Genomic DNA, 14120 nt, shown 5'->3' with positions numbered 1-14120 from the left:
ATAGTTCGTTTTAAAGAACGTTTGATATAGACATTGAATCTTGAAGCGGGAGGACGAAATGGGAATGAGCAAAGCTTTATGGAGATTTCTTCTGCCTTTGTTTGTTTTGCTGCTGCTTTCGGGGGGGCCGCCCCAGATCTATGGTCAGGATTCATCCGAACCGCAGCCTCCGGTGATGATCGAGCTGTCCAAGTGGCAGATTTACAATGACGGAACCCATCCGGCGGAAACGACCAAAGGCATCAACGCGGCTTTAAGCACGCTGCATAAGAGCGGGGTTCAAGCTGTAACGCTGCCGTCCGGCACCTACCTGATTGATAAGGACAGCCGCATTAACATGGTCAGCGATATGACGTTTGTGTTGCCGGATGACGCCGTGCTGCAGAAGGAAGCCAACGGAAAAGAGCGGTACGAAACGATGTATCTTGGCTACGGTGTGGACAATGTTACCTTAAAGGGCGGAACCTACAGCGGTGACAAGGACCGGCATGATTTCTCCAAGAAGGACAACCGTCACAGCGCGGGGACGCACGAGAACGGATACGGCATTTTGATGGAGGGAGCGTCCAATGTTGTGGTCGACGGCGTCAAGACCGTTAATTTTACCGGTGACGGGATGACGATCGGCGGCGTTGGCACGTTGATTAAAGACCTGTATGAGAAAGGATTTGTTTCCGGAGCGCTGGGCGCCAAAGGCCAGGCCGTGAACAACAAGAACAAAATCCGCACCCAGACGCCAATTCCGCTGACCGCTCCCATTCTTCAAACGGAAAAAACTATCGAAATCTCAAACGTCAAAAAGCTGCCATATACATTTGAAGTCTATTTCTACCAAAGCGGCGGCAAGTTCATCAAGAAAATGTCGGCCAAGGCCCGCGATCAAATCGCCATTCCGCCCGGAGCCGCCTATTGTCATCTTGTGCTGAATCAGGCGTCCTCCAAGGGCGGCTATCTGGAGGTGTGGAACCGGGTCGTCAGCCGGAACATTACGGTACGAAACTCGGAGTCCGCGTTCAACCGCCGCCAGGGGATCACGGTCGGCGGGGCCGACAATGTGCTGATTACCGGAAATCTGCTCCACGATATCAAGGGAACGGCCCCGCAGTCCGGCGTCGATGTGGAGGGCGGATACGGGGAGAACGGCAATCTTAACACTAACATCACGATCAGGAACAATCAGTTCTACAACAACGCCGCCTATGACGCCATTCTGTACGACGGGCGGAACGCCTGGGTGGACGGGAATCATTTTGCCTCCAGGGGAGCCATTGGACTTGCGGTATCCGAGCCGTTTCGCGGCGCCTGGATTTCTGGCAACCAATTTGATGGTACGCGCATTTATGCTTACCGGGATGCGACCCTGCAAAATAACAGCATGAACGATTCCGTCACCTTTTTCGAAGGGCCGAATATTGTGATTGATGGAATGAAGATTACGAACGGCACACTTGCTTTAAGCGCGAAACAGGCGTTCGGAATCAAGGTGTCCAATGTCGACATCGCCATTACGCAAAAAGTGGATGCAGGGCTTAGCGTTAACAATCAGCCGGTGCGCCTCAGCAATGTTACGATTACCGGCGAGCCCTCTTTGCGTAGTGTTTCGGGGAACGCCGCCCCGGGAAGCGTGTTCGATCAGTTGAAGGTGATTGGCTACAATGCCGCTTACGGGCTGTCCCTGCCGCCGGGAATCTACAAGAACAGCCGCTTCGAGGCGGCGGAAAGCGGGAAATTCGGGACTCTTTCAGCCGTCTTGGCCGGAGAGTACGTGTTTGACGGCTGCACGTTTAGAGGGAATGCGGACGGGGCGGGCACGCTGTACGCCGAGAACAAGCAGTTAAAGCTGGCCGTGAAGAATTCTACCTTCGAGCTGCCGGGCAACATGCAGGCTGTCAGCATTCAAGCGGCGCAGAGCGTCCTCGTGGAGAACAATGCGGTGAACGCGGAGCATCTGACTTCCAAGGGCACGGAGTTGATCAAAATAGGTGATTATTGGAAGCGGAACGAACCGTATGATGTGCTGGGCGCGGTAATCCGGAAGAACAAGATTACGAGCAACCTGCAGGCCGTAGGGATCTCGACGGAGTATGCCGGAATAAAGGCGCCTCCCTATCAAATCGAAGGCAATATCCTAGTTAATGCGCGTCTCTCTTTAAAAGCGAATGATAGAGTCAATAACAATATATTGAAGCAGCTTAAATATTGACCGGGCGAAGAAGCGGCTCCATTTGTCATTCCTGTGATGAGTGGAAGCCGCTTTTTTTGGTACGCATGAACGAACAGGTACTGATCTTTATAACAAACAAAATCACCGAAAATAAGGGGATAATAGTTGACACGTTCTATATAAAGAACTAAAATTAACGCACAACGTTCTTTATTACGTTACTCTTTAAAGTGGGTGAGAACATGGAAGATGAGAACACGGCATACGAAAAAGAACCTCCAGCGAGAGCCCCGGTCAAGGAAATCAACTTGAAAGAATGGGCTTTAGTCATCAAACGGAGAATATGGATTATTCTCCTGCCAACCCTCCTTTTTGCCGTGCTGGGGGGGCTGTACAGCTCACAGCCGGAAGTGCCCCTGTACTCTTCTTCGGCAAGAATCATGATTCCCGCAACTACACCCGAGCAGCTCAGCACAATCAAAGTATTCATTCGGGAACCGGTTGTTCTGGAACGTGTGATCCGGGAGACCGGTATCCCGAGATCGCCTGAAGGCCTGCGCGGCCAGATCAGCGTGGACAGTGTAGACAATTCCATCATTACGCTCATTTCAGTTGTTGACCCCGACCCTGCGGTCGCGCCGCAGCTCGCCAATGCCGTCGTTCGCGTGTTCGCCGATGAAGTAAACAAGCGCATGGGCTTTACCGGAATCAATATGCTTACGGAAGCGGCCAAATCTCCGAATCCTGCACCGATTAATCCGCCGAGCGACCGTGCGCTGAAGGTGGGGCTATTCGCCGGTCTTGTCATTGGTTTGGGGCTGGCCTTCCTGCTGGATTCGCTGGACGACACCCTGCGCTCCGAGGAAGACATTGAACGGATACTTGGCGTAGATTCATTGGGTCAGGTCTCCAAATTCCAGCGTAAGAACTTCTCGGGCAATTCCCGAAGAAAAAATGAGTATATACGGGGTGAGGCTATTGGCTCATAGGGAGAGAAAGTTGGATTCGCGTGCGGCGTACGGCTGTCTTCTCGTCCATCACATTCCCGCCGCGGCGGCTTCCGAGCAGTACAGAAGGATACGGAACAACATTCGGATAGCATCGGGGAAAAAAGAGCGGCTGTCGCTGGTCATTACCTCTCCTTCGCCAGGGGAAGGGAAATCGACCTCGGCCGCAAACCTGGCGGTAAGCTTCGCCCAGCGGGGGGATCAAGTGCTGCTTGTGGATGGCAATGTCAGGAACCCGGTTCTGAACCAGGTGTTCGGCATCAAGCAATGGCCCGGACTCTCCGACGGGCTGGCTACCGGGATTGATTTTAACGAAATCGTGTATCCGACGAGCATTGAGGGGCTGGCCGTCATTCCCGGCGGGTCGCCCATGCCGGGAACGGCCGATCTGCTGGACTCCCTGGCGATGGAGGAGCTATTGGAGCGGGCCAAAGCCAAGTATACGGTCATCCTGATCGACAGCCCGGCGGTACTCGATACGCCCGACGCGATCGCGCTGGCAGGCCGATGCGATGGAGCTGTGCTCGTTCTGCGCAGCGGAAAGACGCAGCAGAAGAAAGCCATTGAAGCGAAGCGTCTGCTCGATTTTGGAAAGGTGAACCTCTTGGGCACCGTGCTTAACCGGAGTTAGGAACAGGGACGAATGCGCAGTTCATTTCTTTTCAGGAAGGAGTTGGGTGAACGTTGTTTTATAAGCATCGGCTATCCGTTTTAATTGTGGTGGATTCGTTTATTGTGCTGACGGCCATCTTCGCAAGCAGCTTTCTGGTTAACGCTACTCTAGACGTCTTTACATATCCGGTGATTATCAGTTCGGTCACATTGCTCCTCAGTCATCACATCTTCGCTTTTGTGTACCATCTCTACCGCAAAGCCTGGAAATATGCCGGCGTTGAAGAAAGCCTACTCATTGCGAAGGTGGTGTCCTTCTCCTTGCTTGCGGCGGCCACCGTACAGTTCGTCTTCTCGTACGACGTTCAGTACCGGCTGCTGCTGGTCACCTGGATGCTTCATATGATGCTGATCGGCGGATCGCGGTTTTGCTGGCGGGTGCTCAGAACCGCACATGCCAAGCAGGAGACGGGCAGCGCGCCGGACGGCGCTAAACGGACGCTGATCATCGGCGCAGGGTCGGCCGGAACCATGGTTGCCAGGCAGCTTCTGTCCGGAGCAGATAAGGAGCTGAAACCGGTCGCTTTTGTTGACGATCATTTGAGCAAGCTTGGCCTTGATATTATGGGGATTCCCGTTGCCGGCCGAATCAAGGATATTGAATACGTAGCGGGGCGGTATCAAGTGGAGCATATCGTCATCGCCATTCCTTCCCTGCCCAAAACCCGGCTGAAGGCGATTTACGAAGAATGCGCCAAGACCTCTTCCAAGACCCAGACGATTCCGATGCTTGAGGACATTGCGAGCGGCAAAGTGGCGGTCAGCCAGTTCCGGGACGTTCAGGTCGAGGACCTGCTCGGCAGAGAGCCGGTGCGCCTGGATCTTGACAGTATTTCCGGGTATGTAACGGGCAAGGTTGTGCTTGTCACGGGAGCGGGCGGTTCCATCGGTTCGGAGGTATGCAGGCAGATCTCCAGATTCAAGCCCAAAAAGCTGGTGCTGCTCGGCCATGGGGAGAACAGCATCTACACGATTGAAATCGAGCTCAAAGCGATGTTCCGGGACTCGGGCATCCAATTCTATACCGAGATTGCGGATCTGCAGGATGAGAGCAAAATTATGACCCTGATGAAATTTCATCAGCCGGATGTTGTCTATCACGCCGCCGCCCACAAGCATGTGCCGCTGATGCAGCGCAATCCCGAGGAAGCGGTCAAGAACAACATTATCGGCACGATGAATATCGCCGAGGCGTCGAGCCTGACGGGAGTGGGAACGTTTGTCATGATCTCCACGGACAAAGCGGTCAATCCGACCAGCGTCATGGGATCGACCAAACGGATCGCCGAGATGATTATCCAGCATATGGACCGGTTCAGCGCAACCAAGTTTGTCGCCGTCCGGTTCGGAAATGTGCTGGGAAGCCGCGGCAGCGTCATCCCGCTGTTCCGGAAACAGATTGAACAGGGCGGGCCGGTGACCGTTACCCATCCGGATATGGTCCGGTATTTCATGACGATTCCCGAGGCGTCGCGGCTGGTCATACAGGCGGGCGCGCTGGCGCGCGGGGGAGAGATCTTCGTGCTGGATATGGGAGAGCCGGTCAAGATTGTCGATTTGGCCAAAAATCTCATCCGCATGTCGGGCTACTCCGCCCAGGAAATCGGCATCGAATTCACCGGCATGAGACCGGGAGAGAAGCTGTACGAGGAGCTTCTGAGAGATACGGAGGTTCATGATGTGCAGGTCTACCCCAAGATTTATGTCGGCAAGTCATATGAAGTGAACTTTGAAGCCATCAATCACCTGCTCCAAGTCTATGATTCGCTGTCCATCGAAGAGCTGAGAAGCCTGCTGCTGGATATCGCCAACAACCGCTTTGAGAAGGTTCCTGTGAAGAAAGCGACGGTTGTGTAGACGCCAAGGAAAGGAAGGCCGCCCATGTCCCGAAAAGTGTTGTTTTGCGCGACCGTCGACTTTCATTTCAGAGCCTTTCATCTGCCTGTCATGGAATGGTTTAAACAGCGGGGCTGGGAGGTTCATGTCGCGGCGCGCGGCGAGCTTGATCTGCCTTTCACCGACAGGAAGTTCAATATCCCCATTGAACGCTCTCCGCTGCGCGGCGGGAATTGGGCGGCTTACCGCGAGCTGAAGGAAATTATGAGGACCAACGAATATGACCTGATTCATGCGCATACGCCGATGGGCGGGGTTCTGGCCCGTCTGGCCGCGGCGGGTTCGCGCAAGAAGGGAACCCGGATGCTGTACACCGCCCATGGCTTTCATTTCTGCAAGGGTTCTTCGCTTGCGAGCTGGCTGCTCTATTATCCGGTCGAGAGGGGCCTGTCGCGGCTGACGGACTGTCTGATTACCATCAATGAAGAAGATTACCGGCTGGCTGCGGGACGGAGGTTCAAAGCCGGGGTGATCGAGCATGTGCACGGCGTAGGCGTGGATACCGACAAATTCAGGCCCGCCGCCCCTGCCGAAAAGCTCAGGCTCCGGCAGCAATCCCCCTACGCAGCGGAGGACGTGCTGATGTTCTATGCCGGGGAGTTCAACGGCAACAAGAACCATCAGCTCCTTATCCGCGCGTTGGCCCGGGCTCAGGATCAAGGAGCCGAAATCAGGCTGCTGCTCGCGGGGGAGGGTCCGCTTCAGGAGCCGTGCCGCCAACTGGCGGCGGAGCTTGGAGTCGCCGGCCGGGTCGAGTTTCTCGGCTACCGGCGAGACATCGACCGGCTGCTGCCCTTGTGCGACGCGGCGGTTTCCTCAAGCCTGCGGGAGGGGCTGCCGGTCAATATTATGGAGGCGATGGCCTGCGGACTCCCCATTATCGCCACAAGAAACCGGGGACATGCGGAGCTTGTGAAGCCCGGGGAGAACGGGTATCTTGTGGAGCCCGGTCCCGGGCAGGAAGACAGGCTGGCGGCATATATGTTTGAGCTCAGCCTGTCCGCCGGTCTGCGGAGCCTGATGGGGAACAAGAGTCTGGAGCTTGTCCAGACGTATCAGCTGAAGTCGGTCGTCAGGGAGCTGAGCTCCATCTACATAGGGCATATGCGGGAGGAGGAGAGCGATGAAACCGGAAATCAGCGTTATCGTGCCCATATATAATATGGAGGCCTATTTGCCGCGCTGCCTGGACAGTCTGCTGAACCAAACCTTCAGTGATCTGGAGATTATCGCCGTCAATGACGGATCGGCGGACGGCAGCCTCTCCATCCTCCTGCAGTATGCCGGCCGGGACAGCCGAATCGTTCCGGTCACCCGGGACAACGGCGGCGTATCTTCCGCCCGCAATGAAGGGATCGGCCGCGCAAGAGGAAGGTACATCGCCTTTGTCGATCCGGATGATTGGGTCGAGCGCGAGATGTTCATGGAGATGTTCGAAGCGGCGGAGGGGGAAGAAGCGGATATCGTCATGTGCACGTATATGCGCGAATTCGGAACGCATGCGAAAGAGAAAATCTTTCCGCTTCCGGACATGAAGGTATACCGTCACCAAGACGTCCAGGACCGGATTACAAGGCGGCTGTTCGGTCCGCTGAGAGAGGAATTGGCGGAGCCCGAATATCTGGACGCCTGGGGCACAGTATGGGGGAAGCTGTACCGTACGGATTTGATCAAGAGGGCGGCCGCCTCTTTTATCGACCTTAAAACGATCGGCACCAACGAGGATTCGCTCTTTAACATCCAGGTATGCCACCATGCCCGTTCCTTCGTTTTTCTGGGCCGCCCGTTCTATCACTACTGGAAGGCCAACGGTTCCTCCATCACCTCACGCCATAACCCTTTGCTGGAGAGCAAATTCAACAATCTGTACGCACACATGGAAGCCTATATCCGCGAGCGCGGGCTGCCAGAGGAATATACGGCGGCGCTGCATAACCGGATCTGTGTTAATACGCTGGGGCTCGGCCTCAATATCATTAGCGAGGACAACACGGCTTCGGCATTCGGCAAAATCAGAGAGATTCGCGCGCTGGTTGCAAAGCCCGACGTCGCCGCCTCCTTTGACGGATTTGAATTACGGTACTGCGCGGGGGCCTGGAAAATCTTCTTCCTGATGGGGAAATGGAAAATGGCTGCAGGAATGTATCTCATGCTGATCGCGATCAACCGATTGCGAATGAGGAAGACGGGAGGTGCGGACAATGGGTCCCGTTCGAATTCTTCAGGTCGTCACCGTCATGAACAGGGGCGGACTGGAAACGATGCTCATGAACTACTATCGCCAGATGGACCAGGGCGATATTCAGTTTGATTTTATGGTGCACCGGGAGGAAAGGGGGCATTACGACGATGAAATCGAGGCCATGGGCGGAGTCATCTACCGGATGCCGCCGATCAAGCCGGGGAATTACCGGCGGTATTTTGGAAGGCTGAGGGAATTCTTTAACGTGCACCCGGAATACCGGGTGGTCCATTCCCACATCAACGAGAACAGCAGCTTTGTGCTGAGGGCGGCCAAAAGAGCCGGGATTCCGTGCCGGATCGCCCACAGCCACCTTAGCGATCTGAAGCTGGATCTGAAATTTCCCTTCCGCGTATACGCCAAAGCGGTGATGAAGGATAATCCGAACCGGTACTTTGCCTGCTCGAAGAAGGCGGGACGCTGGCTGTTCGGCAGCGCGAGGGAGAGCGCTCTCGTCGTGATGAATAACGCAATCAACCTTCGGGAATTTGCCTTTGACGCGGGCGTCCGCGAGCAGGTAAGAAGCGAGCTTCAGGCGGGCGATCGCCTCGTTATCGGTCACGTCGGGCGGTTCAACGAGCAGAAGAACCACACGTTCCTGATTGATATTTTTCACAGCGTTTATCTGCGGAACCCTAATGCGCTTCTCGTTCTGGTCGGCGAGGGCTATCTGGAGCCGGCGATCCGGCAAAAAGTTAAGCAGCTCGGATTACAGGACCATGTCGCCTTTCTGGGCGTCCGTTCGGATATTCCGAGGCTGATGCAGGGCATGGACCTGTTCCTGTTCCCGTCCTTGTTTGAAGGGCTGCCCGTCGTTCTGGTGGAAGCGCAGGCGGCCGGACTGAGGTGCATCGCTTCAAGCTCAATTACCCGGGAGTCGGATTTGACGGGCCGGGTACGTTTCATCGGTCTTCAGGAGCCGGCCGACACTTGGGCGCGGGAGATTCTGGACAGCTCCTGCGAGCGTGCGGATACATCGGAGCAGCTTCGCGAGAGCGGGTATGACTCCGCGAAGACCGCGGAGTGGCTGGCTTCTTTTTACCATACGGAATGTCAGCCGATTCTTAATCAGAGGTGAGCACAATGGCGCCAACGCTAACGGTCTTTACTCCAACCTACAATAGAGCCCATACGCTGCATTTATGCTACCAGAGCCTGATCAGGCAGTCGTGCCGAGACTTTGTCTGGCTGATTATCGACGACGGCTCGACGGACCGGACCCGGGAGCTGGTGGAGGGGTGGATCCGGGAGGGCAAGGTTCCGATCCGCTACCACTACCAGGACAATCAGGGGATGCACGGCGCGCATAACGCCGCCTATGAACGGATCGACACGGAGCTTAACGTATGCATCGACTCCGACGATTATTTGGCCGATGATGCGGTGGGCAAAATCATTTCGTTCTGGAGAGAGCACGGAAGCCTGGACTATGCGGGCATCGTGGGGCTGGACGCCTCGCCGGACGGAGAGGTGATCGGGACGGAAATGCCGGGGAACCTGAAGGCGTCTACGCTGAACGGGCTGTACGCCAAATGGAAGGTCAAGGGCGACAAGAAGCTGGTCTACCGCACGCAGGTGACAAGCGGCGTTCCGCCATATCCGGTTTTTCCGGGCGAGCGGTATGTGCCGCTGTCGTATAAATACTTGCTGATCGATCAGCAGCTTCCGCTGCTGGTTATGAACGAGGTGCTCTGCCATGTGGAATACCGGACCGACGGCTCCAGCCTGAACATGCTGAACCAATACCGCAGGAACCCGCAGGGCTTCGCTTTTTTTCGGAAAGTGGCGATGCGGTATGCGCCGTCGTTTAAAGAACGGTTCCGCGAAGCCGTTCATTATGTGTCGAGCAGCCTGATTATGGGGAACCGCAGGTTTGTCGCCGAGTCGCCCCGCAAGGGAGTGACGCTGCTCGCGTCGCCGCTTGGACTCTTGCTGTACCTGTACATCCGGCGGACGCAGCGCTCCGCGCCGGTCTCCGCACCGGAAGCGCCGAGTCCGGGCAGGCTGCTGCAGGAGCGTGACGCGCAATGACCGTGTTATGGATTCACTTGGCATTTGCTTTCCTGCTCTCGGTGTCGGCCAGGTACTTCTCGATGCCAAGCGGGGCGCTGCCGGCAGGCGTCAGGCCGAACCGTCTGCTGTTCATTCTGACGGCGCTGTGGTTCTGCCTCATTTCCGGGCTGAGAAAGAATATCGGAGACACGGAAACGTATATCCGCACCTACCGGACCGTGGATTTTACCTGGGAGTATATCTGGAAGACGGGCGACATCGGGTTCAATATTTTTCAAAAAATCCTGAAGATGTACACGAGCAACCCGCAATACATGATCCTGATTACGGCGTTCGTCACCAACATGCTCATTATTCTGGTGCTCTACAAATATGCCCGGCTGTTCGAGCTTGGCGTGTTTATCTATATTACTTCCGGCTCGTTTATTGTCTCGATGAACGGAATCCGGCAGTATCTGGCGGCTTCGATCGTCTTTGCGGCTTCGAAATATCTTTTTGCGGGGGACTGGAAGCGGTATTTCCCGGTTGTCCTGTTCGCCGCCTTGTTTCATCAGAGCGCCCTGGTCCTTATTCCCATCTATTTTCTAGTCCGCCGGAAGGCCTGGACCCTGTCGACGCTGCTGCTGCTGGGAGTCGCGGTTATTATCGTCTTTGGCTTCAATCAATTTTCGGAGCTGCTGTTCTCGGCGATCAAGGACACGAACTACGGCAAGTATGAAACGTTCTCGGAGGGTGGCGCCAACATGCTGCGGGTGCTCTTCTATGGACTGCCGCTGGTGGCCGCTTATCTCGGCAGGCAGAAGCTGAGAGCCATCTTTTCCGATAGCGATGTGATCGTGAACATGTCTTTGATCGGCTTTGTCCTGATGCTGATTTCCACCCAGAACTGGATTTTCGCAAGGCTGGCGATATATTTTAACCTTTATCAGGTTTTGCTTGTGGCCTGGATCGTCAAAGCGTTTCGGAAAAAGGATCAAAAGCTGGTCTATATGATTCTGCTTGGTGTGTATCTGGCCTATTTCTTTTATGAAAATGTGCTTACGCTCGGCATCGAATATCGAAGCAATTTCATTACTTGGTTCAATTAAGGAGGCAGCCGGATGAATTCTTCGGAGAAAATCCCCAAGGTTGTCCACTACTGCTGGTTCGGCCGCGGCGAGAAGCCGGGAAAGCTGAGGAAGTGCATCAGAAGCTGGCATAAGCACCTGCCTGAATATAAGTTCGTGGAATGGAACGAGGACAACTTCGATGTCACGGTGAACCGGTATGTGCGGGAAGCCTATGAGCGGCGAAAATACGCGTTTGTCAGCGACTACGCCCGGCTGCAGGCCTTATACGACCACGGCGGAATCTATCTGGACACGGATGTTGAGGTCATCAGACCGCTGGACCGTTTTCTGGAGCTGGGGGCTTTCTCGGGCTTCGAGGACGCGCATTTTCTGCAATCCGGCACGATGGGCGCGGTCGCGGGGCATCCCTGGATCAAGGAGCTTCTGGATTATTACGAGACCCGGAGCTTTCTGCTGCCGGACGGCTCGCCCGATACGACGACGAACACAGCGGTAATCAGCGGGATTTGCACGCGGCACGGTTTGGAGCTTAACGGGAAGTATCAGGTGACGGCGAATGGCGTGAGCTTTTTTCCAAGGACCTACTTCAGCCCTTATGACTACATCAACGGGGGAAGCTATCTGACCGGGGACAGCTATACGATTCACCATTTCGCCCAGTCCTGGCTGCCGCTTCGCGTCAGGATCAGGAGCGGTGTGAAGCGGACGGTCAGCCGGGTGGTTGGTCCGGACAATATCGCAAGAATGCGAAAATTATTTTCTCAAGGGTCGTGAAGAGGATGAAAAGAGGGTTTGATCTCGCCGTGTCGCTCACGGTATTGCTCTTGTTTTCTCCGGTTATCGCGGTTACGGCGCTGCTGGTCCGGCTGAAGCTCGGCTCGCCGGTTCTGTTCAAGCAGCAGAGGCCCGGTCTGCACGGCCATCCGTTCCATGTCTATAAATTCAGGACAATGACGGATGAGCGGGACGGTTCGGGGCAGCTGTTGTCCGATCATATCCGCCTGACGCCGTTTGGACAGTTTCTCCGCAAATACAGCCTTGACGAGCTTCCCCAGCTGTGGAATGTGGTCAAGGGGGACATCAGCCTCGTCGGACCCAGGCCGCTGCTTATGAGCTATCTGCCGCTGTATTCGGAAGAGCAGGCCAGGCGGCATCTGGTCAAGCCGGGAATCACCGGCTGGGCTCAGGTGAACGGACGAAACGCCATTTCCTGGGAAGAGAAATTCAAGCTGGATACGTGGTATGTCGATCACCGGAGCTTCGCTCTGGATCTGAAAATCCTGGCCTTGACCCTGCTGAAAGTCGTCAAATCGGAGGGCATCAGCAGCGGAAATCATGTGACCATGCCCGTATTTCAGGGAGGCGTGAATAAAGAAGAAGGAAGTCGAGGTTGATGAAAATGGCACAAGAACGGATCTTTCTGTCCCCGCCCCATATGAGCGGCCGAGAGCAATTATATATCGATGAAGCGTTCGATACGAACTGGATTGCCCCGCTCGGCCCCAATGTCGACGCCTTCGAAAGGGAGATTGCCGAATATACCGGCTCTCTCGGAGCCGCTGCGCTGAGCTCGGGCACGGCCGCCATTCATATCGCGCTCCGCCTGCTGGATATCGGGCCCGGAGACCGGGTGTTCTGCTCCAGCTTTACCTTCATAGCGAGCGCCAATCCCGTGCTGTATGTCGGGGCCGAGCCGGTCTTCATCGATTCGGAGCCGGAGACCTGGAACATGTCTGTCGATGCGCTGACAAAAGCCTTCGAGGACGCCGACCGGGAGGGCCGTCTCCCCAAGGCGGTCATCGTCGTTCATCTGTACGGGCAGAGCGCACGGATGAAGGAGATTTTGGCCCTGTGCAACCGGTATGAGGTGCCGGTGATTGAGGATGCCGCGGAATCGCTCGGCTCCACCTATGAAGGCAAGGCGAGCGGTACCTTCGGGAAGTTCGGCATCTACTCGTTCAACGGCAACAAAATTATTACGACCTCCGGCGGAGGCATGATCGTATCCGACGACGAGGAGGCGTTAAGCAGAGCGCGCTTTCTGGCGACGCAGGCAAGGGACCAGGCGCCGCATTACCAGCACAGCGTCATGGGCTACAATTACCGGCTTAGCAATCTCCTCGCGGGAGTGGGCCGGGCCCAGCTTCAGGTTCTGGAAGAGCGGGTGGAGGCCAGAAGAGCGGTGTTCGAGAACTACAGGGCCGCTTTCGGCGAGCTGAAGGGCATCGAGTTCATGCCGGAACTGCCGAGTACGCGCCCGAACCGGTGGCTGACCGCCTTCACCCTTGATGAAGAGGAAGCCGGGGTGAACATCAGCGACCTGCTTGCGGCGCTTGCCGCTGACAATATCGAAGCCCGGCCGCTGTGGAAGCCGCTGCATCTTCAGCCGGTCTTCGCGGGCTCGCGCTTCTATCCGCACAGCGGGACGCTGTGCGTGTCCGAGCGCCTGTTCCAATCTGGCATTTGCCTTCCTTCCGGATCGAGCCTGAGCGCGGAGCAGCAGCAGCGGGTGATCGACTGCATCTGGCGCTCGCTGGGGAAGGTAGCTAATCCTGCCCGTTAGCCGTGCCGGGGATGTTCAGGCGGCACCTGCTGTGCGGCAGGCAGGGACCGGCCGAATCGGCAGCGGGCGGCGGGAGGGGCGGAAGCGGTGGTGGACGGAAGCGGGGATGGGCAGAAGCCTGACGGACGGAAGCCAGGGACGGGTAGAACCCGCTGTGCGGAGGCCGGGAGGGTGGAATTCGTAGCAGGTGAAAACCGGAAACGGACTAAATCCCGCATGGGCGGAAGCCATAGTGGACGGCAGCCAGGCGGGCAGAACCCGCTGGGGAGAGACCGGTAGGGGAGTTCGTACCGGACGGAAGTGGGGATTGGGGAAACCGGAGCAACGAGCAAAAATGTATCCGGTACAAGCAGCAGCGAGGTGCGATGGACCGAACAAACCACATGAATGAAACGAACCAAATGACCCAAACGAACCAAATGACACTGAAAACCTGAAATTGTACATCTTTTTCCGGCCTTGGAGCTTTCACTGGAGGGGATACCTGCTATTA

General features: G+C 56.0%; 13 protein-coding genes. All 13 read left to right on the top strand.

Translation table 11 applies throughout. The features are described 5' to 3' along the window. Nucleotides 1-64: 64 nt before the first annotated feature. Nucleotides 65-2203 carry a right-handed parallel beta-helix repeat-containing protein gene (locus G5B47_RS15465; protein ID WP_165099728.1) on the top strand — a complete coding sequence of 713 codons (2139 nt, stop codon included), beginning with the start codon at nucleotides 65-67 and terminating at the stop codon, nucleotides 2201-2203. 203 nt (nucleotides 2204-2406) lie between these two features. Then, nucleotides 2407-3153: a YveK family protein gene (locus tag G5B47_RS15460; protein WP_165099725.1), complete on the top strand. Its 747-nt coding sequence runs from the start codon at nucleotides 2407-2409 to the stop codon at nucleotides 3151-3153. A 10-nt stretch (nucleotides 3154-3163) separates the two neighbouring features. After that, nucleotides 3164-3802 (top strand): CpsD/CapB family tyrosine-protein kinase, encoded by a 639-nt coding sequence (locus G5B47_RS15455; RefSeq protein ID WP_165099723.1) that lies wholly within the window; start codon nucleotides 3164-3166, stop codon nucleotides 3800-3802. A 53-nt stretch (nucleotides 3803-3855) separates the two neighbouring features. Beyond that, nucleotides 3856-5700, top strand: a complete 1845-nt coding sequence (locus tag G5B47_RS15450; RefSeq protein WP_165099720.1) for a polysaccharide biosynthesis protein — start codon at nucleotides 3856-3858, stop codon at nucleotides 5698-5700. Nucleotides 5701-5724: 24 nt separating this feature from the next. Continuing rightward, nucleotides 5725-6900, top strand: coding sequence for a glycosyltransferase family 4 protein (locus tag G5B47_RS15445; RefSeq protein WP_165099718.1), 1176 nt, complete (start codon nucleotides 5725-5727; stop codon nucleotides 6898-6900). Continuing rightward, complete coding sequence (locus tag G5B47_RS15440; protein WP_165099716.1) at nucleotides 6863-8050, top strand: glycosyltransferase; 1188 nt, start codon at nucleotides 6863-6865, stop codon at nucleotides 8048-8050. The genes G5B47_RS15445 and G5B47_RS15440 overlap by 38 nt, the downstream gene beginning before the upstream one ends. After that, entirely contained in the window at nucleotides 7941-9059 is a 1119-nt protein-coding gene (locus tag G5B47_RS15435) for a glycosyltransferase family 1 protein (RefSeq protein WP_165099714.1), read from the top strand. Before G5B47_RS15440 ends, G5B47_RS15435 begins: the two co-directional genes overlap by 110 nt. Before the next feature lie 5 nt (nucleotides 9060-9064). Continuing rightward, nucleotides 9065-10012: a glycosyltransferase family A protein gene (locus tag G5B47_RS15430; RefSeq protein WP_165099711.1), complete on the top strand. Its 948-nt coding sequence runs from the start codon at nucleotides 9065-9067 to the stop codon at nucleotides 10010-10012. Further along, entirely contained in the window at nucleotides 10009-11082 is a 1074-nt protein-coding gene (locus G5B47_RS15425) for an EpsG family protein (protein WP_165099708.1), read from the top strand. The genes G5B47_RS15430 and G5B47_RS15425 overlap by 4 nt, the downstream gene beginning before the upstream one ends. A gap of 12 nt (nucleotides 11083-11094) precedes the next feature. Next, a complete protein-coding gene (locus tag G5B47_RS15420) occupies nucleotides 11095-11838 on the top strand; it encodes a glycosyltransferase family 32 protein (RefSeq protein ID WP_165099706.1) in 744 nt (247 codons plus the stop codon). A gap of 5 nt (nucleotides 11839-11843) precedes the next feature. After that, a complete protein-coding gene (locus tag G5B47_RS15415; protein WP_025333349.1) occupies nucleotides 11844-12458 on the top strand; it encodes a sugar transferase in 615 nt (204 codons plus the stop codon). A 5-nt stretch (nucleotides 12459-12463) separates the two neighbouring features. Then, nucleotides 12464-13627 carry a DegT/DnrJ/EryC1/StrS family aminotransferase gene (locus G5B47_RS15410; protein WP_235957196.1) on the top strand — a complete coding sequence of 388 codons (1164 nt, stop codon included), beginning with the start codon at nucleotides 12464-12466 and terminating at the stop codon, nucleotides 13625-13627. Between the two features lie 31 nt (nucleotides 13628-13658). Beyond that, nucleotides 13659-13811, top strand: coding sequence for a hypothetical protein (locus G5B47_RS15405; protein ID WP_165099701.1), 153 nt, complete (start codon nucleotides 13659-13661; stop codon nucleotides 13809-13811). Nucleotides 13812-14120: the final 309 nt, after the last annotated feature.

It is taken from the genome of Paenibacillus apii (assembly GCF_011043685.1).
Taxonomy (GTDB): Bacteria; Bacillota; Bacilli; order Paenibacillales; family Paenibacillaceae; genus Paenibacillus_AQ; species Paenibacillus_AQ sabinae.
Note: the sequence above shows the minus strand (reverse complement) of the source record. Positions and strands in the feature narration are given on the sequence as shown.

Coding starts and splice junctions, on each gene's coding strand:
- G5B47_RS15465 (WP_165099728.1), top strand. CDS start 65: ATGAGCAAAGCTTTATGGAGATTTCTTCTGCCTTTGTTTGTTTTGCTG.
- G5B47_RS15460 (WP_165099725.1), top strand. CDS start 2,407: ATGGAAGATGAGAACACGGCATACGAAAAAGAACCTCCAGCGAGAGCC.
- G5B47_RS15445 (WP_165099718.1), top strand. CDS start 5,725: ATGTCCCGAAAAGTGTTGTTTTGCGCGACCGTCGACTTTCATTTCAGA.
- G5B47_RS15440 (WP_165099716.1), top strand. CDS start 6,863: ATGAAACCGGAAATCAGCGTTATCGTGCCCATATATAATATGGAGGCC.
- G5B47_RS15435 (WP_165099714.1), top strand. CDS start 7,941: ATGGGTCCCGTTCGAATTCTTCAGGTCGTCACCGTCATGAACAGGGGC.
- G5B47_RS15430 (WP_165099711.1), top strand. CDS start 9,065: ATGGCGCCAACGCTAACGGTCTTTACTCCAACCTACAATAGAGCCCAT.
- G5B47_RS15425 (WP_165099708.1), top strand. CDS start 10,009: ATGACCGTGTTATGGATTCACTTGGCATTTGCTTTCCTGCTCTCGGTG.
- G5B47_RS15420 (WP_165099706.1), top strand. CDS start 11,095: ATGAATTCTTCGGAGAAAATCCCCAAGGTTGTCCACTACTGCTGGTTC.
- G5B47_RS15415 (WP_025333349.1), top strand. CDS start 11,844: ATGAAAAGAGGGTTTGATCTCGCCGTGTCGCTCACGGTATTGCTCTTG.
- G5B47_RS15410 (WP_235957196.1), top strand. CDS start 12,464: ATGGCACAAGAACGGATCTTTCTGTCCCCGCCCCATATGAGCGGCCGA.